This window comes from Pandoraea sp. LA3, assembly GCF_022696215.1.
Classification (GTDB): Bacteria; Pseudomonadota; Gammaproteobacteria; order Burkholderiales; family Burkholderiaceae; genus Pandoraea; species Pandoraea capi.
Map to the genome: position 1 here is coordinate 1 of NZ_PTPY01000031.1, position 20,485 is coordinate 20,485.

Consider the following 20,485-nt stretch of genomic DNA (forward strand, 5'->3'; position numbering starts at 1 on the left):
CTCAAGCAAGCCGTCAAAATGGTGAGACAGTCCGTGCACATCTACAATCACGAACGACCTCATGCGGCCCTGAAATACAAAACGCCCGATGCGGTGCATCGGGCGTTTTGAATGACTTTTTCTGTCAACCTATTTCAGGACTTGACATGTACGTTTTGCAGACACCGCACAGCACTGGCGGCAAACTCCCTCGTCAGAGCGGTCGCACAGCATTAGCACGTCAACCAGTCAAATCCCCCCGCCTGCGTAGCGACCAGGATCTCCGTCGCCTCCGCGCCGATCACCGCCGACATCGCTGCCATCGCCAGATCAGGCGTGTTGTTCTGTTCGCTCAGATGCGCACAGATGACACGCTGAAGCTTCGCGCGGTCGATGGCCCCGAGAATTTGCGCAGCCGCATCGTTCGCCAGATGGCCATACGTGCCACCGATACGCGCCTTGAGTGACGGCGGGTACTTGCTGTTCGCCAGCATCTCGCGATCGTGATTGCATTCGAGCACCAACGCATCACAACCGCCGAGCGTGGCAATCAGATGCGCCGTCGGACACCCGGCATCCGTGAGCACGCCAAGACGCCGCGCGCCATCGGAAAACACGAACTGCAAAGGCTCGCGAGCGTCGTGGGGCACGGTATAGGGATGCAGCTCGAGGTTGCCGACAGCCAGCCGCTCATCGGAGCGACACCAGCGCACGAGCGCGTCGTCGCCCTCGCCCTTGAGCGTAGCGCCGACCTTGACGGCCTGCCCCGTTCCCCAGCTCATGATGAGCGGGATTCGATACTTGCGAGTGAGGGAGAGTGCACTACCGATGTGATCGGCGTGTTCATGCGTGATGACGATGGCATCGAGCGACGCCACGTCGACCGAGCGCGCCGCCAGGCGACGCTCGACCTCTCGCATCGAGAAACCGCAATCGAGAAGAATGCGTGTCGTGGAGGCGCCTTCCGACGCCTCCACCAGCAGGGCATTACCTTCGCTGCCGCTGCCTAGACTGGCGAACCGCACGCCCCGCCTTAACGGAGCTGGTTGCCGATCACGCTGATGATCGTTTGCGCGATCTGCGAGTTATCGACGTTACCCTTGTCGTCGAGCACCTGCACACGCGTCTGGCTGTCGCCACGACCTTGTACGTTGACGCTGTACTTCTTAGCCTTCTTCTGATCCTGCACTTCCTTCGCATGGAACAGGCTGTAGAAGAACCCGTTGTCTTTCGCCAGCGATGCCGGATCGACATAGCTCACGAAGTACAGGCCCTTCGCGCGATCGCGGTCGTCCACCGTGAAGTTGCCACGGTCGAGCGCCACGCCCACACGGCGCCATGCACGATCGAACGGCTCGTTGATGTCGAGGTAGGCGGCGTCTGCCGTCTTCACGACCTGCGCCGACGGACCACTGGCCTTCGCGTTCTCAACCTGGGCCTTGGCCTGATCGGCCTGCGCACCGAAGCGCTGCATCAGCTTGGTCAGCATGATCGCTTCGAGGCCCGGATCGTTCGGTGCCGGCTCCCACTTGGTCGTGTCCTTCTGCGAATTCGTGAACACTTCCACCATGCGACGATGCGTAATGTAGATGTCCGTGCCGCCGTTCGGGTCACGCTCGACACGCGTACGGAAACGATCGCGTTCGCCGGTCGAGTACAGACCATCGAGCACCTTGCCGAGCAAGTCGCGGATGATGTCCTGATTCAGCTTGGCGCGGTTCTCGGCCCAATCGGTTTCCATCACGCCGGTATCCGACGAATCGATGGTCAGCACGAAACCGTTTTCCTGCCAGAATTCGCGCAGCGTCGGCCACAGATCGCCGGCCGGCTTCTGAATCACGAGCCAACGCTCGTTGCCATCGCGCACGACCTTCATGCCCGGCACATCCGGCAGCACCGTGTCGGTCGGATTGGCAGCGACGACCTTCTGCTGACTCTCGTAGTTCGACAGCGTGGCGGTGCCGCCCGGGCTCACATACTTGCGGTCGGTAGCCTGTACGTTCGTCAGATCCGGCGGAACGTCGAGCGAGGGGCCGGTCTTCGAGCTCTTGTAGTCGACCTTGTCGGACGACAGAGCGCTCGACAGGGAGCTACAACCGGCAACGAGGGCCAACGAGGCAATAGCGGCCCATGCCAGCACGGGACGAGCTACGGAATTACTGACGATTCGTTTCATGAGTCGCAAAAAAAGGGTGGGCAATCGAACCCGGGTGCCTGAACGACAGCTTAAGCAACAGCAATGTTGGCCGACTTGAGGGCTTTGAGCACCGTGTCCTGATACGGTTGCGCCAGCGGCGTGAGCGGCAGGCGGATGCCCGACGCGATCATGCCCATCTTTTGCAGCGCCCATTTCACGGGGATCGGATTGGCTTCGACGAACATGGCGCGATGCAGTTCGAACAACTTGAACTGCAATTCACGTGCCTTGGCCACATCACCAGCCAGCGCCGCCGCGCACAACTCGTGCATCGCACGCGGTGCCACGTTGGCGGTGACCGAGATATTACCCTGACCGCCCATGAGCATGAGCGCAACAGCCGTCAGGTCGTCGCCGCTATACACGGCGAAGCTCTTCGGAGCGCGCCGGATCAGGTCGATGCCACGATCCAGGTTGCCCGTGGCGTCTTTCACGCCGATGATGCCGGGCACTTCGGCCAGACGCAGCAGCGTTTCGTTGCTGGCATCCGCCACGGTACGGCCGGGCACATTATAGAGGATGACCGGAAGCTCACCGGCTTCGGCAATGGCGCGGAAGTGTTGGTACTGGCCTTCCTGCGTCGGCTTGTTGTAGTAAGGCACGACTTGCAACGAAGCGTCGGCGCCGACCTTCTTTGCATGCTTGGTCAGCTCGATGGCCTCTGCCGTCGAATTCCCGCCGGTGCCGGCAATCACGTGCACCTTGCGGCCGCGCGACTGGCCGGCTTCCGCCGTTTGCTTGACCGCGATCTCGATGAGTTCGCAGTGCTCTTCGACGTTGACCGTCGGCGATTCGCCCGACGTGCCGACGATGACGATACCGTCCGTGCCTTCGTCGACGTGCCAGTTGATCAGGTTACGCAGTGCTTCACGGTCAAGGCTGCCGTCCTCTGCCATCGGCGTGACAATCGCGACGATACTGCCTTGAATCGGAGTTTGGGTAGTCATGTTTGATCGAACAATTCAGCGATAAGGGTGGATTGTAGCGGATTACGCTGTCGCCTCGTACAGCGCGGCAGTCCCGGGGTTTTCCCCGGGGGTGGACGCACGCGTCGCACACAGCCGCTGCACACACGCCGCGCGCGGCGCCGGCAACGTGACATCTTCGAAACCCGCAACCCGCAGCCCCGCCTCACGTGCCACGTCGAGCAACTCGCCCGGCGCCAGCAGGAACAGCGGATTGGACGGTTTCCCGTACCTTTCGTTTCCTTGGGCAAAGGTTTCGTAAATCAGGACACCTCCCGGCGCCACGCTTGCCGCAATACGCGCGAGCAGCGGTCGGTGGAGATAATTTGTGACGATGACGGCGTCGAACGTCGCGTCCGCAGGTAACGGCCACGGAGCCCCTTCCAGGTCCGTAGACACCGTCGTGACGCCCGCCAGCGTTGACATCGTGGCAAGCGCCGCCTCGTCACGATCGATTGCGGTGACGTTCACGCCGCGCGATGCGAGCCAGCGTGAGTGACGCCCATGCCCGCACGCCACATCGAGCGCACGGGCACCCGGAGCAATCAGATGCGCCCAACGCACCAGCCACGGCGACGGAGCGCCGATGCCGTGCATCACATCAGGGACGACAACGCCCGTCATGAGTACTGAAGCCCCATGGCCTCACGCACATCGCGCATGATTTCCTGCGCCGATTTACGGGCCTTCTCGCAGCCGTCGGCCACAATGGCGCGCAGCAGCGACGGATCGTCCATGTACTTCTGCGCGCGTTCGAGCATCGGTTGTTGCTCGCGCAAAATGCCTTCGATGACCGGCTGCTTGCATTCGATGCAACCGATACCAGCGCTGCGGCACCCGGCCTGGACCCACTCACGCGTATCGTCATCGCTGTAGACCTGGTGCAGTTGCCACACCGGGCACTTGTCGGGGTCGCCCGCATCGGTACGACGCACGCGCGCCGGATCCGTCGGCATGGTGCGCACCTTTTTGGTGATCGATTCGGCGTCTTCGCGCAGACCAATGGTGTTGTTATAGGACTTCGACATCTTCTGGCCGTCGAGGCCGGGCATGCGCGAGGCTGGCGTGAGCAGCGCCTGCGGCTCGACCAGAATCAGCTTGCGCGCGCCTTCGAGGTAACCGAAGAGACGCTCACGATCCCCCATCGACAGCGATTGCGACTCGGAGAGCATAGCGCGCGCCTGTTCGAGCGCTTCGTCATCGCCCTTCTCCTGATACGCGTTACGCAATTCCAGATAGAGCTTGGAGCGCTTGCCGCCGAGCTTGCGCGCGGCCGCCAGCGCCTTCTCTTCGAAACCCGCTTCGCGGCCGTAGAGATAGTTGAAGCGGCGTGCGATCTCGCGCGTCATTTCAACGTGCGGCACCTGATCCTCGCCCACCGGCACATGCAACGCGCGATACAGCAGAATGTCGGCGGCCATGAGCACCGGATAACCCAGGAAGCCGTACGTCGACAGATCCTTTTCCTTGAGCTTCTCGATCTGTTCCTTGTACGTCGGCACACGTTCGAGCCAGCCCAGCGGCGTGCTCATGCCGATGAGCAACGCCAGTTCGGCATGCTCAGGCACCTTGCTCTGGATGAAGAGCGTGGCCTGATTCGGATCGATCCCTGCGGCCAGCCAGTCGATCAGTACGTCCCATACGTTCTGCTCGATGACTTCCGGCGTTTCGTAATGCGTGGTGAGGGCATGCCAGTCGACCACGCAGAAGTAGCACGGATACTCCGACTGGAGCTGAATCCAGTTCTTGAGCACGCCGTGATAATGGCCCAGATGCAAACGACCGGTCGGTCGCATGCCGGAGAAAACGCGTTCGGGGTACATGGTCTAGTTATAGTGTGCAAAAACTTCAGGAAACCAGCGACAGCAACGGCGTGAGCATCCAGACGATCACGTCACGCCCCCACTGGATCAGCGGCCAGAGCCACATACGGCCAAGCACACCGCTGACGACCAGCGCCATCACGATGAAAAAGCCGTAGGGTTCTACGCGCGAAAGCGTATAGGCTGCGCGCGCCGGCAGCAGCGACACCAGCACGCGTCCGCCATCGAGCGGCGGCACCGGGAACAGGTTGAACATGCACATCACGAGGTTCACCACGAGACCGGCCTGCGCCATCATCATGAAGAACGGCTCGCGAACGCCCGCGATTTGCAGCCCGACCCCAACCACGGCCCAGAGAATCGCTTGCACGAAGTTGCAGAGCGGCCCGGCCAGCGCGACCCAGATCGTGTCGACGCGCGGATTACGCAAGCTGCCGAACGCCACGGGCACCGGTTTGGCGTAGCCGAACAGGAATGCGCCGCTGGTCATGAAATAGAGCGCCAACGGCACGAGAATCGTGCCGATCGGGTCGATGTGCTTGAGGGGATTGAGCGTCACGCGTCCCATCAGGAACGCAGTGGGATCGCCGAAGTGCTTCGCGACATAGCCGTGGGCGGCCTCGTGCAACGTAATCGCAAAGAGGACGGGGAGCGCGTAGACCGCAATGGTCTGGATCAGGTCAGCATTCATAGCCGGCTATTGTAACAAGCAGACCTGCACGCCAGTATTACCCTCCCTTACAAAGATTCGGGCGCCCGCGAAGGCGGGCATGCGCCGCGTACCATTCCCCGCGCCCAATGGGTTCAGGACAGTCCGAACGGCGCCAGCGATCCGCGACCGCGACGCAGCACTTCCGGCGGCGTCACTGTCAGATCGACCACCGTCGACGGCTCCTTGGGACACGCACCGCCGTCGATCACGAGATCCAGCTGCTTTTCGAGCCGCTCGCGAATCTCCTCCGGGTCGTTCAGCGGCTCGGTTTCATCCGGCAGAATCAACGTCGTGGCCAATAACGGCTGCCCGAGTTCTTCAAGCAACGCCAGCGTGATCGCGTGCTCCGGCACGCGCAGACCGATCGTCTTTCGCGACGGATGCGAGAGGCGTCGCGGCACTTCTTTCGTCGCTTCGAGAATGAAGACGTACGGCCCCGGCGTCGTGGCCTTGATCAGCCGGTACTGCCGGTTGTCGACGATGGCGAACTCAGCCAGCTCGGACAGATCGCGCACGAGCAACGAGAGCATCTGCTTCTCGTCGAGCCCGCGAATGCGACGCAAGCGCTCTACGGCATGCTTGTCGTCGATGTGACAAGCGATCGCATAGCTCGAATCGGTCGGCAGCGCCACGATGCCGCCCTTGTCGATAATCTGTACGGCTTGCTTGATGAGACGTGACTGAGGATTTTCCGGGTGAATCTGGAAGAATTGCGACATGTTGTCGGAGAGTTACTGCCAGCGGCCCCAGACCGGTGTGAGATCGTCGGGCAACGCAGGCAACTTGCCGAGCAGCGCGCGGCTCTCGGTCGGTCCATGGAAATCCGAGCCGCGCGAGGCCAGAAAACCGTATTGACGCGCGACATCGGCATACTCTCGGTACTGATCCGGCGTATGACTGCCGGTGACCACTTCGATGGCTTCGCCACCCAGATCACGGAACTGATCGAACAACGCCCCGAATTCGAGCGGCGTGAACTTATACCGGCCCGGGTGCGCCACGACCGCAATGCCGCCCGCGCCCCGAATCCACTTGACGGATTCTTCGAGCGTAGCCCATCGATGCGGCACATAACCGGGACGGCCTTCCGAAAGGTACTTCGCAAACACGTCGGAGACCGACGCGCATTTGCCGATGTCCACCAGAAACCGTGCGAAGTGCGTACGAGAAATCAAGTCGGGATTGCCGACAAAGCGCAACGCCCCTTCATAGGCCCCGGGGATACCGGCCGCGGCCAACTGCTCGCTCATCAGTTGCGCCCGCGCTGCCCGGCCGCCGCGCGTTGCCGCGAGGCCATCGATCAGCGTGGGATTATCGGGATCGATATTCAATCCGACGATGTGCACCGTGCGGTTCGCCCACGTAATCGAAATCTCGACGCCGCCGACATAGCGCATGCCCAGCGCTTCGGCCGCCGCACGTGCTTCGCGTTGCCCGCCGATCTCGTCGTGATCCGTCAGCGCCCATAGGTCGACGCCGGCCTCGAAAGCGACCTGCGCCACTTCGGACGGCGACAGCGTGCCGTCCGACACCTTGGAATGACAATGAAGATCCGCGTTGAGCATGATGAGCCGCCGGGTGAGGGTGCCGTGGCATCGCAAAGACTTCTGGCCCGTCCGACACCGGCGTATGACGTGGTAATGACGCCTTCATTCTACCGCTCAAGTGCACGCGACGCGAGTTGCCTGCGTTGACGGCCCCGCCTCACACCAAGGCTCGCCTCGCAATCAACTGACGGGCGCGGCACTCCCCCACGCTTCGCAGCCCTTCACAGCACTTGCCGATCAATCGCGGCAAAACTCATCGATGAGGCGTGCGACGGCTTCCGGCTGATCGTGATGCAGCATATGACCGGCATCGGCAACGAACGCTTGCGTCAAATTCGGAAAGACCTCGAAACGCTCGCGGAAGACCTCCTTACCCTGCGCCCCGGCGAAATGCTGGAGCACATCCGAATCCGTGGCTTCGACGTTCAGGACGGGGGCGCTTACGTTACCCCAGACCGCCATCGCTTCGTCCAGCCGATAGGGATAGGGATTCGCGATCTTGTGCGCGGCATCGGCAAGCAAATGCCATTGCCCGTCGCGCTCCTGACGGGCCCAGCGCTGCGCCAGCCATTCCGCCCGCTCGGGCGCGAGGCGCGGGTTCGTCTTGCGCAGGCGCGCCGCCACGTCGGCGAGCGATGCATACGGGCGCAGCGTCGGCACCGTCTGAATGTCGTCAAGCCAGCGGCTGAGTTGACGGATCGCCGCTGTCGGCGACGAAGGTGGCAGGCCGAAGCCCTCCAGATTCACGAGACGTCGCACACGCGCCGGCCGCACGCCTGCGTACAGGCACGCGGCGTTGCCGCCCATGCTGTGGCCGATCAGGTTGATGGCTTCACCGGGCTCCGTGTAGACGTCAAGCAAGGCGTCGAGATCGGCGAGATAGTCCGGGAACCAGTAGCTGCCTGCGCGCCCGTCCGCGACTGGCCAGTCGGTGAGGCCGAAGCCCCGCCAGTCCGGCGCGAGCACATGCCAGCGTTGGGCGAGCGTCTGCGCAACGAAGTGGAACGAGGCCGACACATCCATCCAGCCATGGAGGGCAAACAGTTTCGGTGCGCCGGGCGTGCCCCACTGGCGGACATGGTGGCGCAGGCCGCGCACCGTCAGGAACTCGGATCGGGAATCGATCATGATGCGGGCAGACGATGAAGATCTGAACGATTGAGGAACGTCGAGTATATCGGTCGCTGTCGACACCCCGGTAGCCGCGTCAAAAACGGATGCGCCCCTGCGAGGACGGCGGCGACTCGTCGCTCGCGTTGTGCCTGATGCATCCCTACGTCCGTACGTCGACAACATCACGTCGACGGAAGGGCCCCAGACGCATGGACGCCCAGCCAACGGTGTCAGCCCGATTGGGCCACCGTCATTCCCCCGCCTGAAGCGCGGCCAGTTCGGCGTCGTCGAAACCCGCCGCCCGGCGCGCCTCGAGATTGAACGGCCCCCTAAGACGTGGCGCACCGTACTGGGTCGCCAGCCGGGCATAGGTCTCGACGGGCTCGCACCCGGCGCGCTCGCAGCCCCAGCGGTACCAGCGATTGCCGATGGCCACATGGCCGATTTCGTCACGCAGGATGATATCGAGAATGGCCGCTCCCGCCTTGTCGCCTGCACTGGAGAGCTTCGCCTTGATGGGCGGGCTGGCGTCGAGCCCGCGTGCCTCCAGCGTGCGCGGTACGAGGGCGAGACGGGCCAGCCAGTCGCCGGACGTGCGACGCGCCATGTCCCAGAGACCATCGTGCGCGGGAAAACACCCGTAGACGTACGTGTCGCCCAGCGTCTTCAGATGCGCGGCCAGTAACGAGAAGTGGTAGGCCTCTTCCGCCGCGACCTGAAGCCAGTCGTCGTAGTACTCGGCGGGCAGCGCATCGAAACGCCACAAGGCGTCGAGCGCCAGATTGATCGCATTGAATTCGATGTGCGCGAGCGCGTGCAGCAAGGCGGCGCGCCCTTCTACGGTCGTCACGGCGCGCTGCTTCAACTCGCGCGCAGATACCAGCGCCGGCGCCGCAGGACGCCCCGGAATCCCCTCGTCCGCCCCGCCGTCGGCTGCCAGCGCAAACCGGCGTGCCGGATACCAGAATGCACCGCCGCCACGCACCGCGTCTCGAAGCGCCGTGACGCCTGCAGCTTTCTCGTACGGATCGCAAACGCGCAGCAACTCGAGCGCGCGCGCCCGTGCACAGGACGGGAAGACGGTTGACGTGCCGGATGCGTCGCAGGCATCAGATACGTCGGCGGGGGAAGCGTGGGAAGGCTCGCCGACGGCGATGCTGCGAAGGCCAGGTTCGGCGCCGGGCGTAGGAGTGAAATCGACCATGACGTTACAATAGCGGTTTCGTCGATTTTAACCGCGAACCAAAGCCGCTATGCCGATCTATAAACTTGGAGACAAGACCCCGCAGATCCACGAGAGTGCTTTCGTGGCCGACACTGCCACCATCATTGGCGACGTGGTTCTCGCCGAGAACAGCAGCGTGTGGCCGGGGGTGGCGATTCGCGGCGACAACGAGCCGATCAAGGTCGGCACCGGCACCAATGTGCAGGAAGGCGCGGTGCTGCATGCCGACCCGGGTTATCCGCTGACGCTGGCCAACGGCGTGAGCATCGGCCATCAGGCCATGCTGCACGGCTGCACGGTCGGCGAGAATTCGCTGATCGGCATTCAGGCGGTGCTGCTCAACGGCGCGGTCATCGGCCGCGACAGCCTCGTGGGCGCCGGCGCGCTGGTGACCGAACGCAAGACGTTTCCGGACCGCTCGCTGATCCTCGGCGTGCCGGCCAAGGTCGTGCGCGAACTGACGGACGAAGAAGTCGCCACCCTCAAGCGCAACGCCGACACGTATGCAACGCGCCGGCAGGTATTCAAGGAACAGCTGGTGCGCATCGGCTGAACGCACGACCGGCAAGCGTTGCACGCCAGTCGTCCGGCGTGCGGAACGTCGCTGCCGGTGTGTTGAAAATGCGGCGCGCGCCCCCAGATATTGCAGCATTGACGCGCCAAACTTCGGCTTGTGTGCCATGCCGGGCTCGCAGGAATGCGTGCAAGACGAGCGAATTGTCTGATTTTCGTGCGTAAAACGTGCAAATCGGACTCACCGCACATCTTGCGCCCCCCGCCTTGCCGGATCGCCTGCCACACCGACCGCCGTTGCCGCATTTTTCAGGAATTCGACCGTGTCCGACCAACTTCAGAAATTCATGTTCGACGCCGCCCCCGTGCGCGGCGAGTATGTCAGCCTCGACGCCACCTGGCGCGCCGTGCTGGATCGTCACGACTACCCGGTGGCCGTACGCCATTTGCTTGGCGAAATGATGGCCGCCGCCGCACTGCTCACCGCCAACGTCAAGTTCGATGGCGCGTTGATCCTGCAATTGAAGGGTGACGGCCCCGTCAGCATGGTCGTCGTCGAATGCAACGCCGACCTCACCATGCGCGCCACGGCCAAGTACAGCGGCGAGATCCCCGAAGACGGCACGCTCAAGTCGCTCCTCAACGTCAACGGCCGTGCACACTTCGCCATCACGCTCGATCCCCGCGTCAAGCAGCCGGGTCAGCAGCCGTATCAAGGGGTGGTACCGCTCTCGGACGAGCATGGTCCGCTGCCCGACATGGCGTCGGTCCTTGAACACTACATGCACCATTCGGAGCAGTTGGACACGCGCCTGTGGCTGGCCTCGGACGACAACCACGCCGTGGGTATCCTGCTGCAAAAGCTCCCGGGCCACGGCGGCACGGCGGGTAGCGGCGCCGAACACGCGCCCGAAGAAGATGAGGACACGTGGAATCGCGTTTGCCAACTGGCCAACACGCTCAAGCGCGACGAAATGCTGAGCACCGACCGTGAAACGATGCTGCATCGCCTGTTCTGGGAAGAAACGGTGCGCGTCTTCGACCCGCTGCCGACGGCGTTTCGCTGCACCTGCTCGCGTGAACGCGTCGCCAATATGCTGCGCACGCTGGGCGAAGCGGAAGTCATGAGCGTATTCGACGAGCGTCCGAACGTGGAAGTGGCGTGCGAGTTCTGCCGCCAGACATATCACTTCGACAAGGTCGATGCGGCGCAACTCTTCACCGAACAATCGCACGCTGCACCGGCAGGCCAGCATTGATATCGGATCGTTGGGAAATCATCGGCGCACGGAACCGTCCGGCGCGCCGATGACTCTCAGTTGGCATCCGGTGAGATGCCGCGCGTCGGCGCTGCGTCTGCCACCACTGCCTGACGCTACTGCTGCCCTGCTACGGGCTTTACGGGTTATCGCACCATGCCCCGAATTGCTGCCAATCCTGCCGCCGCCCCCACGACTCACGCCGTCCAGGCGATTGCACTTCCGAGCCACGATAACGCCTCACCGGCGGTGCGTCGCGGCGCCGCGTGGGGCCGTCCAATGCGATCGCTGGCAGGCGTGTTCAGCCTCTTCGCGCTAACGCTCGCTGCCGGATGCGCCCAGTTGCAGTTGCCTCCGCCAGACGCACCGGTCGCACGCCTGCCACCGTCACAGGACGGGCAAAACACGGCACCGGGCGCCATGACCGACACCCAGAAGCAGGATCTCACGCGCCTGAACAAGCGCATCTACGACGAACAGGAAACCGCCATCGAGCGCGAGCGTGCTCAACGCGCGTACGAGGACGCCCTTCGCAGCTACAACAGCAATGCCTACTTCTATGGCGGCTGGGGAAGCCCCGGCTGGTACGGGCCGGGCTGGTACGGCCCTGGCTGGTACGGCGGCCCTCGCTCGTCTGTCGGGGTGAGCGTCGGCTTCTGAGGGATCGCATGACGTGACGGCGCCGTGTCGCAAGCGAAGAACGGCAAGACCTGACCTGTGACGCCGACACGCTCGGATCTGCGCCGCTAGCACCCCATAAAAAATGCCGCGTCGATTTACATCGAAGCGGCATTTTCGTTCTGGCTGAATGGCGGGCGATTGCCCTCTGGGAAGGCACGCCATTCTTGTCCTGCATGACATCGGCAACGGATCACCCGCGATTGCGGACCGTCTCGAACAACAGTCAACGACGATCAGTGGTGCTGCGCCTTGTGAGCTGACTGCGCCTTGCTCTTCGTTTGCGACGGCGGCGGTGGCGGCGCAGACGCGACGGTCTTGTGCGCCGGTTCGGTCGAGGACACTAGCGGCGCATCGGCACCGGAAGCGCCCTGCGGCGCACTCGCCCCCTCTGCACCGACGAATTGCACGAACAATTCGCCATCCTTGACCATCCCCAGTTCGAAACGAGCGCGCTCTTCGATCGCTGCCGTGCCGTCCTGCAAGTCCTGCACTTCGCCGGCCAGACGATCGTTACGTTCTTTCAACTGCTCGTTCTTCTGCTGTTCGGCGCTCAATTCGTCGCGCAGTTCGTGCACGTACAACCAGCCACCGTGGCCGAACCAGAGCGGATACTGGATGACTACCAAGAGCAGCACCAGTACCAAGGTCACCATTCGCATGCTTTCGCCTGGCAAGAATTCCGGGAAGCGGGCCGCAACAACCTGAGTCGCAAATCAACTTCCCGGGGAAACGGAATTAGCGCAGATTGTAGAACGTTTCCTTGCCCGGATACGAAGCGATATCGCCGAGATCTTCTTCGATACGAAGCAACTGGTTGTACTTGGCGATACGGTCGCTACGCGAGAGCGAACCGGTCTTGATCTGACCGGCGTTGGTGCCCACGGCGATATCGGCGATCGTCGAGTCTTCGGTTTCGCCCGAACGGTGCGAGACCACGGCCGTGTAGCCGGCGCGCTTGGCCATTTCGATGGCGGCGAACGTCTCGGTCAGGGTACCGATCTGGTTGATCTTGATGAGGATCGAGTTGGCCACGCCTTGCTCGATACCTTGCTTCAGGATCTTCGTGTTGGTGACGAACAGGTCGTCGCCGACCAGTTGCACCTTCTTGCCCAGCTTGTCCGTCAGGATTTTCCAGCCGGCCCAGTCGTCTTCCGACATACCGTCTTCGATCGAGACGATCGGGAACTTGTCGCACAGGTTGGCGAGGTAGTCGGCGAACTCTTCCGAGCTCAGCGACAGGCCTTCACCGGCCAGTTCGTACTTGCCGTTCTTGTAAAACTCGGTCGACGCGCAGTCCAGCGCGAGCAGCACGTCGTCGCCCAGGCGGTAGCCGGCCTTTTCGACGGCTTCCTGAATGGTCGCGAGGCACTGTTCGTTCGATTCGAAGTTCGGTGCAAAACCGCCTTCGTCGCCCACGGCCGTGCTCCAGCCCTTCTCGGCGATCAGCGACTTGAGTGCGTGGAAGATTTCGGTGCCGCAGCGCAGTGCTTCACGGAAGCTCGACTGACCGACCGGCATCACCATGAATTCCTGGATGTCCAGGCTGTTGTTGGCGTGTGCGCCGCCGTTGACGATGTTCATCATCGGCACCGGCATTTGCATGGCGCCCGAACCGCCGAAGTAGCGATACAGCGGCAGGCCGGCTTCTTCGGCAGCCGCCTTGGCAACGGCCATCGAGACAGCCAGCATGGCATTGGCGCCGAGGCGCGACTTGTTGTCGGTGCCGTCGAGTTCGATGAGGGTCTTGTCCAGGAAGGCCTGTTCGGCAGCATCCAGGCCCATGATCGCTTCCGAAATTTCGGTATTGATGTGCTCGACAGCCTTTTGCACACCCTTGCCGAGGTAACGCGACTTGTCGCCGTCACGCAGTTCGATCGCTTCACGCGAACCGGTCGACGCGCCCGACGGCACTGCCGCGCGGCCCATCACGCCCGACTCCAGCAGCACGTCGCACTCGACCGTCGGATTGCCGCGCGAGTCCAGCACTTCGCGCCCGATGATATCTACGATTGCACTCATGTATTCCTCGGTATCTATAAGACAAAAACGCTAAAGGGAACCTGCTTCGCGCCGCGATCCTGCCGATCACCTGCCGCTACCACGCCGGGCGCTGAACGTGAATCGGCAGCGCGCCGCATCCTGACGTGGATCGCGATGCTGCGCGTCGTGCGCGCGCACCGGCTGGACAGTACGTAGACGGGGGAACAACGGCGCCTCGAAATGAGGCACGGCGGCCTGTGGGATGACATCGATGTCGACGGTGCGCTCGGCGTGCGGCACGCGGGCATCTCCTCGGGGACTCGCCCTTGCGGCGGTCGCTCGCGACCGCTGCGCGACAAGCTTAACGACTCGACGCCATGCTGCCAAGGCGTCTGACCGCTATACCCGTCCTGTGGGCGTACAAATAGTGGCCCCAGGACGGTGTGTCTCATTTCAGTTGAAATTATTTTCCAGGAACTGCCCCTGCTTCACCGCCGCATCAATGGTCTTGAGCGTGGTGAGCAGCTCGCGCATGCGGCCGAGCGGCACGGCGTTGGGACCGTCCGAGAGTGCGCAGGCCGGATCCGGGTGCGTCTCCATGAACAGGCCCGACACGCCCACGGCCACTGCAGCACGCGAGAGCACCGGCACGAACTCGCGCTGACCGCCCGAGCTGGTGCCCTGCCCGCCGGGCAACTGCACGGAGTGCGTGGCGTCGAACACGACCGGCGCACCGGTCTCGCGCATGATCGCCAGCGAGCGCATGTCCGAGACCAGATTGTTGTAGCCGAACGAAACGCCGCGCTCGCAAGCCATGAACACGTCATCGGGCAGACCGGCTTCGCGCGCAGCGTCGCGGGCCTTGTCGATGACATTGATCATGTCGTGCGGCGCGAGAAACTGCCCCTTCTTGATGTTCACCGGCTTGCCCGACTGGGCGCAGGCACGAATGAAATCGGTCTGACGGCACAGGAAAGCCGGCGTCTGGAGCACGTCGACGATGGGCGCGGCGACCGCCACGTCCTCTTCGGTGTGCACGTCCGTGAGGACCGGCACGCCGAGCTGGCGACGCACTTCCTCGAGGATCTTCAGACCCTGCTCACGGCCAGGGCCGCGATACGACTTGCCCGAACTACGATTCGCCTTGTCGAACGACGACTTGTAGATGAACGGAATGCCGAGCGCGCTCGTGATTTCCTTGAGCTGCCCCGCGACGTCGATCGTCATTTGCTCCGATTCGACGACGCAGGTACCCGCGATCAGGAAAAACGGCTTGTCCAGGCCAACATCGAAACCGCACAGTTTCATGGGAACTCCTTGTCTCTCGCTCGCTGCGCGTCTCAGGCGGCCTTCTTGCGCGCCTGCTGACCTGCCAGCGCCGCTTCAACGTATGCCTTGAAGAGCGGATGGCCGTCGCGCGGCGTCGAGGTGAACTCGGGGTGGAACTGAACGCCCACGAACCACGGGTGCACCTGCTGCGGCAACTCCATCATCTCCGGCAGGTTCTCGGTCGGCGTACGCGCCGAGATCACCAGACCAGCGGCTTCGAGCTGCGGCACGTAGTGATTGTTGACTTCGTAACGATGGCGGTGACGTTCGTTCACCGTATCGCCGTAAATGCGCGAAGCCAGCGTTTCGGTCTTGATCGGCACACGTTGCGAACCAAGGCGCATCGTACCGCCCAGATCCGAATCTTCCGTACGTTGTTCGACCTTGCCGTCACGGTCTTGCCACTCAGTGATGAGGGCGACCACCGGATGCGGCGTCGACGGCTCGAATTCCGTGCTGTTCGCTTCGGCCAGATTGGCAACGTCGCGCGCGAATTCGATCACGGCCAGTTGCATACCGAGGCAGATGCCCAGATACGGCACACGGTTTTCGCGGGCGTAACGAATCGCCTTGATCTTGCCCTCCGTGCCGCGACGGCCGAAACCGCCCGGCACGAGAATGGCATCCAGATGCTTGAGCGCATCAGTGCCGTCCTTCTCGATCTGCTCGGAATCGATGTACTCGATGTTCACGCGCGTTTCCGTGTGGATCGCAGCGTGACGCAGCGCTTCGATGAGCGACTTGTACGACTCGGTCAGATCGACATACTTGCCGACCATACCGATCGTGACATCGTGCTTCGGATTCTCGACGGCGTGCACCAGACGCGTCCACATGGACAGGTCGGCCGGCTTGGCTTCGATCTTCAGTTCTTCGCAGATGATCCGGTCCATGCCCTGGTCGTGCAGCATTTGCGGAATCTTGTAGATCGTGTCGACGTCCCACACCGAGATCACGGCATCCTGCGGAATATTCGCGAACAGCGAAATCTTCGCGCACTCGTCTTCCGGGATCTGACGATCGGCGCGGCACAGCAGCACGTCCGGCGAGATACCGATTTCGCGCAGCTTCTGCACGCTGTGTTGCGTCGGCTTGGTCTTGAGTTCACCGGCCGTCGCGATGTACGGCACGAGCGTCAGATGCACGAAGGCCACGCTGTTGCGGCCCAGGCGCAGATTCATCTGACGAGCAGCTTCAAGGAAAGGCAGCGACTCGATGTCACCGACGGTACCGCCGATTTCGACGATGGCGACGTCGGGATGGCCGTCCCACGTCGAACGCGCACCGCGCTCGACGAAAGCCTGAATTTCATTGGTGATGTGCGGAATGACCTGAACGGTCTTGCCGAGATACTCGCCACGGCGCTCCTTGCGGATCACCGACTCGTAGATCTGGCCCGTCGTGAAGTTGTTCGCACGACGCATCTTCGCGCTGATGAAGCGCTCGTAGTGACCCAGATCCAGGTCGGTTTCCGCACCGTCCTCGGTGACAAACACCTCGCCGTGCTGGAACGGGCTCATTGTGCCCGGATCGACGTTGATGTAGGGATCAAGCTTGAGGAGGGTGACTTTGAGGCCACGCGATTCGAGAATCGCGGCCAGAGATGCGGCAGCAATTCCCTTACCAAGAGAGGAAACCACGCCGCCCGTGACAAAAACGAATTTGGTCATCGCAGTAATTGCTCGCGGGAAAGCCGGATTATACCCGAAAGCAGCCCCGCCCTCGAGGTCCGGCGCGGCAAATTTTGGTCTTGACAGGCATCGTGCGCGGCGTCCCATCACGACCGGCGCGCTCCGGCCCGATATCGCGTGCTGTGGCGTGATGTGGCGCGATCTACCGTACGTCGATCACGCCGCAAGCGAACGCCGGTGTTCGCCTTTCAGTTCCGCGAGCATGTCACGAATGGCCGAGGCGGTCTCCAGCGGGCGCTCCATCGGAAAAAGGTGCGTCCCCGGCACATACCGCAGATGCGTGCCGACGATACGGCGCGTGGCGCCGATCCCGGCCTGACGCAGTTCGCGAGACTCCGTACCTGCCAGAAAACCGACCGGCACCGGAACCCCACGCAGGGCGCGCACCGCGAGCGACGGCGGCAGCGTCAGATAGATGCGGTATTCGATCTCTCGCGCGAACGCCAGACGCCGCGCCTCACCTTCCCCCGTGGGCAAGGTGCCGCAATCGATATAGTCACGCAGCACGTCCGGTTCCCAACTGGCGAACGCCGGCTTGCTCGCGAAATGCTGCCAGGCGCTTTCCCAGTCGGGCCATTGATCGCGACGCTTCTTCGTCACGCCAGCGGGCGACAGGCGCTCATACAGGCCCGTGAGCATGCCCAGACGAAGCATCTGCGTGCGCCAGCCCGGCGTGACGATAGGCGAATCGACCATCACCACGCCACGCACGCACTGCGGTGCCTTGAGCGCCGCCATCAGACTCAGGAAGCCGCCGAGCGAATGTCCGACGAGCCACACGGGCTCCCCCTGATACTGACGTACCAGCGTATCGACCAGTTCGTTACGCAGATACCGCCATCCCGGCGTGACGGGATAGCGCGGATCGTGGCCGATGCGATCGATGGCTCGCACGTCGTACTCGTCGGCCAGCGCACCGAGCATCTTGCGATAGACGCCTGCGGGAAAGCCGTTGCCGTGCGAAAAATGGATGATGTCTCTTGTCATGGAATTCGTTGTCCTGGCGCGCTCGCGTCGCGTCCGGTGATCAGGGCGCATGACACTCACCGGACCATTCTAGCGAACCGCTCGTCGAGTACCGGTAGAGGTTTCCATCGAATCATCGGGGCATCGGCGGTGACCACGCCCGCCATTTCAACAGGACCACCCAAGCCACCATGTCGTTGTCAGGACGTTTCCGGAAGCGTCGCATGCCAGTAGCGCCGATATTGCTCGCGGTAGGCCTGCACCTCGATCCCGTCGGGGGCAGTGGAAAAACGGACCCCACCATGCGCCACGCTTTGCCAGAGTCGCGCGCCGATCGCACGGTAGCGCTCCATCACTGGCGCTTTCGGATGACCGAACTTGTTGCGATAGCCCGTTTGAAACACCACATGCCGCGGCGACACGGCCGCCACAAATGCGGGCGTCGACGACGTCGAACTGCCATGATGTGGCGCCAGCAAGATATCCGAGCGCACTGTCGATGCCGGCGCGGCCCCGCCGCGCAGTAACATCGCCCGCTCTTGCGGCGCCTCCGCATCGGCAGCAAGCAACGCGCTGTGCCGCCGGCTCGAGACACGCAACACGCAACTGACGCTGTTGGGGCCACGCAGCGAACCGCCTTTACCGTGTTTTACGCGCCATCCCTCGCGCAATGCAGACGTGTCCGGGTGCAGAAACCGGAACGTCACGCCATCCCACGTCCAATGCTGCCCAGCCAGGCAGGTCCGATGCGCCTGTGCCGCCCCACGCACCTTGTGCCCCGCAGGCAACGAGGAAAACACCTGCGTCGCCGGAAATGCGCGCAACACGCTCAACGCGCCGCCAAAGTGGTCATCGTGCGCATGACTGACGATCATCCGGTCGAGTCGCTGGACGCCTGTCGCCCGCAAATAGGGCACGATCACGCGCCGACCGCTATCGCTGCGCCGCCCCACCGGCGGCCCTGTGTCGAAGAGCAGCGTGCGTGTTGCCGTTTCCACCACCACGGCGTTGCCCTGACCGATGTCGAGCATCGTGACGCGAAACTCCCCTTCAGCAGGTCGCGTGGGCGAAGCGAACACTGCCGGTCCCATGAGCGCAAACCCGGCGATGCGCGCACCAAACCGCCGAAGCCATCGAAACCGCGTCAGCCGAACCTGGGGCGATAGCGGCATGAGGCAAAGCATCACGCCGACAACCGCGGCGACTTGCGCCCAAACCGGTGACACCGGTGCCCGCCATACCGCCCACGGCACCGCCGCAAGCGTGCCGAGCCACGCCGCGAGCCAGCCGACGACCGTATGAGCGACCGCCAACGTCCAATGCGCGAGACTGACGGGCAGCAGCAAACTCAGCAGTGCGAGCGGCGTCACGACCAGCGTCATGATGGGAATGGCAACGGCATTCGCCAACGGACCGAGCAACGGCACCGCGCCAAACCACGCCAACGTCAGCGGTACAAGGCCGATCGTGACCGCGTACTGGGCGCGCGTGGCCTGCGCCAGACGATTTCCCAGCACGCCGGCCCAATGTCGGACGCCGCTCGACGACGGGCGCAGACTACGTTGCACCTCCGAGGCATCGCCCGCTCCGTCGGCAAGCACCGGGCGCGCTACACCTTCTGTATTTTCGTCGGCTTCGCAACGCGCAACCTCTCCCATCGATGTGTTGCGATGGCGGCTCGCCATCACCAGCGCCGCCACGGCGCCAAACGAGAGCCACAGGCCGGGGGTGACGACCGCCCAGGGATCCAGCGCGACGACTACGGCCAGCGCCCATGCCAGCACATAGGACTGTGCAGCGAACCTCCCGCTGAGCAGCGCGACAACGAGGATGCCCACCATCCCGACGGCACGCCGGACCGGAACACCCCATCCCGCCACAGCCCCGTAGGCCACCGCAACAAGCAAACCGGCGACGGCCGCCGCCTTCGGTGCCGGCCACCACAGCGGCAGACTGAAACGCCGGAAGCACGCGCGGCGCCAGAGCATGCCCACGAGCGCGGCGAAGACCCCGGTGACCAGTGAGACGTGCAAGCCGGAGATCGCCAGCAAATGGCTCACGCCGGTATCGGCAAACACTTGCCAGTCCGCGTCCGCAATATCGCCTCGCTCGCCGAGGGCCAAGGCCATCAGCACGCCGCCGTACCGCCCCGATTCACCGAGCGCAGCCCGAAAATCGTCTCGCAAGCGCTCACGCCAGGCGGCGAAGCCATACCCCGTCATCGGCCCGGCCTGCAATCTGCGAGGGCGTCGCTCCCACGATGCCGCCGCCCCGCCATGAGCTGTGCGCACATATCCCGAGGCGCGAATCCCTTTCACGAATGCAAGCAATTCGGCGTCGAAGCCGTGCCAATTGGCGACGCCTCGTGGCGCTTTGAGGCGGACTGGCAGGCGCCAGCGCTCCCCAGCCCGCGGCATATCCGAACCCGAGGCAATGACCCGCTCGCCCGATCGCGTAGCAACGATAGGGTCGCCGACGTTTCCTTCACCGCGCTCATTCGACTCA

General features: G+C 63.2%; 21 protein-coding genes. 4 read left to right on the forward strand and 17 right to left on the reverse strand.

Annotation, left to right across the window (positions count from 1 at the left end; translation table 11 throughout):
• The coding region (locus C5N93_RS12010) for an integrase core domain-containing protein (protein ID WP_242558265.1) at positions 1-111 on the forward strand (111 nt) is incomplete at its 5' end.
• A 101-nt stretch (positions 112-212) separates the two neighbouring features.
• Here the strand turns inward: C5N93_RS12010 and C5N93_RS12015 are convergent.
• From C5N93_RS12015 to C5N93_RS12060, 10 genes are all read right to left on the reverse strand, one after another.
• Positions 213-1,004 (reverse strand): MBL fold metallo-hydrolase, encoded by a 792-nt coding sequence (locus C5N93_RS12015; RefSeq protein ID WP_150721495.1) that lies wholly within the window; start codon positions 1,002-1,004, stop codon positions 213-215.
• Positions 1,005-1,012: 8 nt separating this feature from the next.
• Entirely contained in the window at positions 1,013-2,155 is a 1,143-nt protein-coding gene (bamC, locus tag C5N93_RS12020) for an outer membrane protein assembly factor BamC (protein ID WP_242559441.1), read from the reverse strand.
• A 50-nt stretch (positions 2,156-2,205) separates the two neighbouring features.
• A complete protein-coding gene (gene dapA / locus C5N93_RS12025) occupies positions 2,206-3,123 on the reverse strand; it encodes a 4-hydroxy-tetrahydrodipicolinate synthase (RefSeq protein ID WP_150721493.1) in 918 nt (305 codons plus the stop codon).
• A 42-nt stretch (positions 3,124-3,165) separates the two neighbouring features.
• A complete protein-coding gene (locus tag C5N93_RS12030; protein WP_242559442.1) occupies positions 3,166-3,765 on the reverse strand; it encodes a class I SAM-dependent methyltransferase in 600 nt (199 codons plus the stop codon).
• Positions 3,762-4,964: a tryptophan--tRNA ligase gene (locus tag C5N93_RS12035; RefSeq protein ID WP_069341659.1), complete on the reverse strand. Its 1,203-nt coding sequence runs from the start codon at positions 4,962-4,964 to the stop codon at positions 3,762-3,764. Before C5N93_RS12035 ends, C5N93_RS12030 begins: the two co-directional genes overlap by 4 nt.
• Positions 4,965-4,989: 25 nt before the next feature.
• A complete protein-coding gene (locus C5N93_RS12040; RefSeq protein ID WP_242559443.1) occupies positions 4,990-5,655 on the reverse strand; it encodes a site-2 protease family protein in 666 nt (221 codons plus the stop codon).
• Positions 5,656-5,768: 113 nt separating this feature from the next.
• Positions 5,769-6,395, reverse strand: a complete 627-nt coding sequence (locus tag C5N93_RS12045) for an L-threonylcarbamoyladenylate synthase (protein WP_069341661.1) — start codon at positions 6,393-6,395, stop codon at positions 5,769-5,771.
• Between the two features lie 12 nt (positions 6,396-6,407).
• Entirely contained in the window at positions 6,408-7,241 is an 834-nt protein-coding gene (locus tag C5N93_RS12050) for a 3',5'-nucleoside bisphosphate phosphatase (RefSeq protein ID WP_242559444.1), read from the reverse strand.
• Positions 7,242-7,460: 219 nt separating this feature from the next.
• Positions 7,461-8,351 (reverse strand): alpha/beta fold hydrolase, encoded by an 891-nt coding sequence (locus C5N93_RS12055; protein WP_242559445.1) that lies wholly within the window; start codon positions 8,349-8,351, stop codon positions 7,461-7,463.
• 235 nt (positions 8,352-8,586) lie between these two features.
• Positions 8,587-9,540, reverse strand: a complete 954-nt coding sequence (locus C5N93_RS12060) for a ferritin-like domain-containing protein (protein WP_242559446.1) — start codon at positions 9,538-9,540, stop codon at positions 8,587-8,589.
• A 49-nt stretch (positions 9,541-9,589) separates the two neighbouring features.
• Here C5N93_RS12060 and C5N93_RS12065 point away from each other — a divergent pair, with 49 nt between their 5' ends.
• The 3 genes from C5N93_RS12065 to C5N93_RS12075 all read left to right on the forward strand — a co-directional run bounded on the left by C5N93_RS12065 (position 9,590) and on the right by C5N93_RS12075 (position 11,993).
• Positions 9,590-10,114: a gamma carbonic anhydrase family protein gene (locus tag C5N93_RS12065; RefSeq protein WP_242559447.1), complete on the forward strand. Its 525-nt coding sequence runs from the start codon at positions 9,590-9,592 to the stop codon at positions 10,112-10,114.
• A gap of 283 nt (positions 10,115-10,397) precedes the next feature.
• Positions 10,398-11,333: an Hsp33 family molecular chaperone HslO gene (gene hslO, locus C5N93_RS12070; RefSeq protein WP_242559448.1), complete on the forward strand. Its 936-nt coding sequence runs from the start codon at positions 10,398-10,400 to the stop codon at positions 11,331-11,333.
• Between the two features lie 156 nt (positions 11,334-11,489).
• On the forward strand, positions 11,490-11,993 hold the full coding sequence (locus C5N93_RS12075; RefSeq protein ID WP_242559449.1) for a hypothetical protein: 504 nt from the start codon (positions 11,490-11,492) through the stop codon (positions 11,991-11,993).
• Between the two features lie 254 nt (positions 11,994-12,247).
• Here the strand turns inward: C5N93_RS12075 and ftsB are convergent, their stop codons facing one another.
• The 7 genes from ftsB to C5N93_RS12110 form a co-directional block, all read right to left on the reverse strand.
• Positions 12,248-12,673, reverse strand: a complete 426-nt coding sequence (gene ftsB, locus C5N93_RS28315) for a cell division protein FtsB (protein WP_150721485.1) — start codon at positions 12,671-12,673, stop codon at positions 12,248-12,250.
• A gap of 76 nt (positions 12,674-12,749) precedes the next feature.
• Positions 12,750-14,033, reverse strand: coding sequence for a phosphopyruvate hydratase (eno, locus tag C5N93_RS12085; RefSeq protein ID WP_150721484.1), 1,284 nt, complete (start codon positions 14,031-14,033; stop codon positions 12,750-12,752).
• Between the two features lie 66 nt (positions 14,034-14,099).
• The gene (locus C5N93_RS12090) at positions 14,100-14,294 is read right to left on the reverse strand and encodes a hypothetical protein (RefSeq protein ID WP_069341670.1); all 195 of its coding nucleotides are present in this window, start codon (positions 14,292-14,294) and stop codon (positions 14,100-14,102) included.
• Between the two features lie 153 nt (positions 14,295-14,447).
• Positions 14,448-15,302 (reverse strand): 3-deoxy-8-phosphooctulonate synthase, encoded by an 855-nt coding sequence (gene kdsA / locus C5N93_RS12095; RefSeq protein ID WP_069341671.1) that lies wholly within the window; start codon positions 15,300-15,302, stop codon positions 14,448-14,450.
• A 32-nt stretch (positions 15,303-15,334) separates the two neighbouring features.
• The gene (locus C5N93_RS12100) at positions 15,335-16,993 is read right to left on the reverse strand and encodes a CTP synthase (protein ID WP_069341672.1); all 1,659 of its coding nucleotides are present in this window, start codon (positions 16,991-16,993) and stop codon (positions 15,335-15,337) included.
• Positions 16,994-17,170: 177 nt separating this feature from the next.
• Positions 17,171-18,001, reverse strand: coding sequence for an alpha/beta hydrolase (locus C5N93_RS12105; protein WP_242559450.1), 831 nt, complete (start codon positions 17,999-18,001; stop codon positions 17,171-17,173).
• A 179-nt stretch (positions 18,002-18,180) separates the two neighbouring features.
• Positions 18,181-20,271 (reverse strand): ComEC/Rec2 family competence protein, encoded by a 2,091-nt coding sequence (locus tag C5N93_RS12110; RefSeq protein ID WP_242559451.1) that lies wholly within the window; start codon positions 20,269-20,271, stop codon positions 18,181-18,183.
• Positions 20,272-20,485: the final 214 nt, after the last annotated feature.

Bases quoted from the DNA above. Each gene is read 5' to 3' on its own strand.
- bamC (WP_242559441.1), bottom strand. From the start codon at position 2,155: ATGAAACGAATCGTCAGTAATTCCGTAGCTCGTCCCGTGCTGGCATGG.
- C5N93_RS12055 (WP_242559445.1), bottom strand. From the start codon at position 8,351: ATGATCGATTCCCGATCCGAGTTCCTGACGGTGCGCGGCCTGCGCCAC.
- C5N93_RS12050 (WP_242559444.1), bottom strand. From the start codon at position 7,241: ATGCTCAACGCGGATCTTCATTGTCATTCCAAGGTGTCGGACGGCACG.
- C5N93_RS12040 (WP_242559443.1), bottom strand. From the start codon at position 5,655: ATGAATGCTGACCTGATCCAGACCATTGCGGTCTACGCGCTCCCCGTC.
- C5N93_RS12030 (WP_242559442.1), bottom strand. From the start codon at position 3,765: ATGACGGGCGTTGTCGTCCCTGATGTGATGCACGGCATCGGCGCTCCG.
- C5N93_RS12035 (WP_069341659.1), bottom strand. From the start codon at position 4,964: ATGTACCCCGAACGCGTTTTCTCCGGCATGCGACCGACCGGTCGTTTG.
- C5N93_RS12060 (WP_242559446.1), bottom strand. From the start codon at position 9,540: ATGGTCGATTTCACTCCTACGCCCGGCGCCGAACCTGGCCTTCGCAGC.
- C5N93_RS12065 (WP_242559447.1), top strand. From the start codon at position 9,590: ATGCCGATCTATAAACTTGGAGACAAGACCCCGCAGATCCACGAGAGT.
- ftsB (WP_150721485.1), bottom strand. From the start codon at position 12,673: ATGCGAATGGTGACCTTGGTACTGGTGCTGCTCTTGGTAGTCATCCAG.
- dapA (WP_150721493.1), bottom strand. From the start codon at position 3,123: ATGACTACCCAAACTCCGATTCAAGGCAGTATCGTCGCGATTGTCACG.
- C5N93_RS12100 (WP_069341672.1), bottom strand. From the start codon at position 16,993: ATGACCAAATTCGTTTTTGTCACGGGCGGCGTGGTTTCCTCTCTTGGT.
- kdsA (WP_069341671.1), bottom strand. From the start codon at position 15,302: ATGAAACTGTGCGGTTTCGATGTTGGCCTGGACAAGCCGTTTTTCCTG.
- C5N93_RS12105 (WP_242559450.1), bottom strand. From the start codon at position 18,001: ATGACAAGAGACATCATCCATTTTTCGCACGGCAACGGCTTTCCCGCA.
- C5N93_RS12045 (WP_069341661.1), bottom strand. From the start codon at position 6,395: ATGTCGCAATTCTTCCAGATTCACCCGGAAAATCCTCAGTCACGTCTC.
- eno (WP_150721484.1), bottom strand. From the start codon at position 14,033: ATGAGTGCAATCGTAGATATCATCGGGCGCGAAGTGCTGGACTCGCGC.
- C5N93_RS12075 (WP_242559449.1), top strand. From the start codon at position 11,490: ATGCCCCGAATTGCTGCCAATCCTGCCGCCGCCCCCACGACTCACGCC.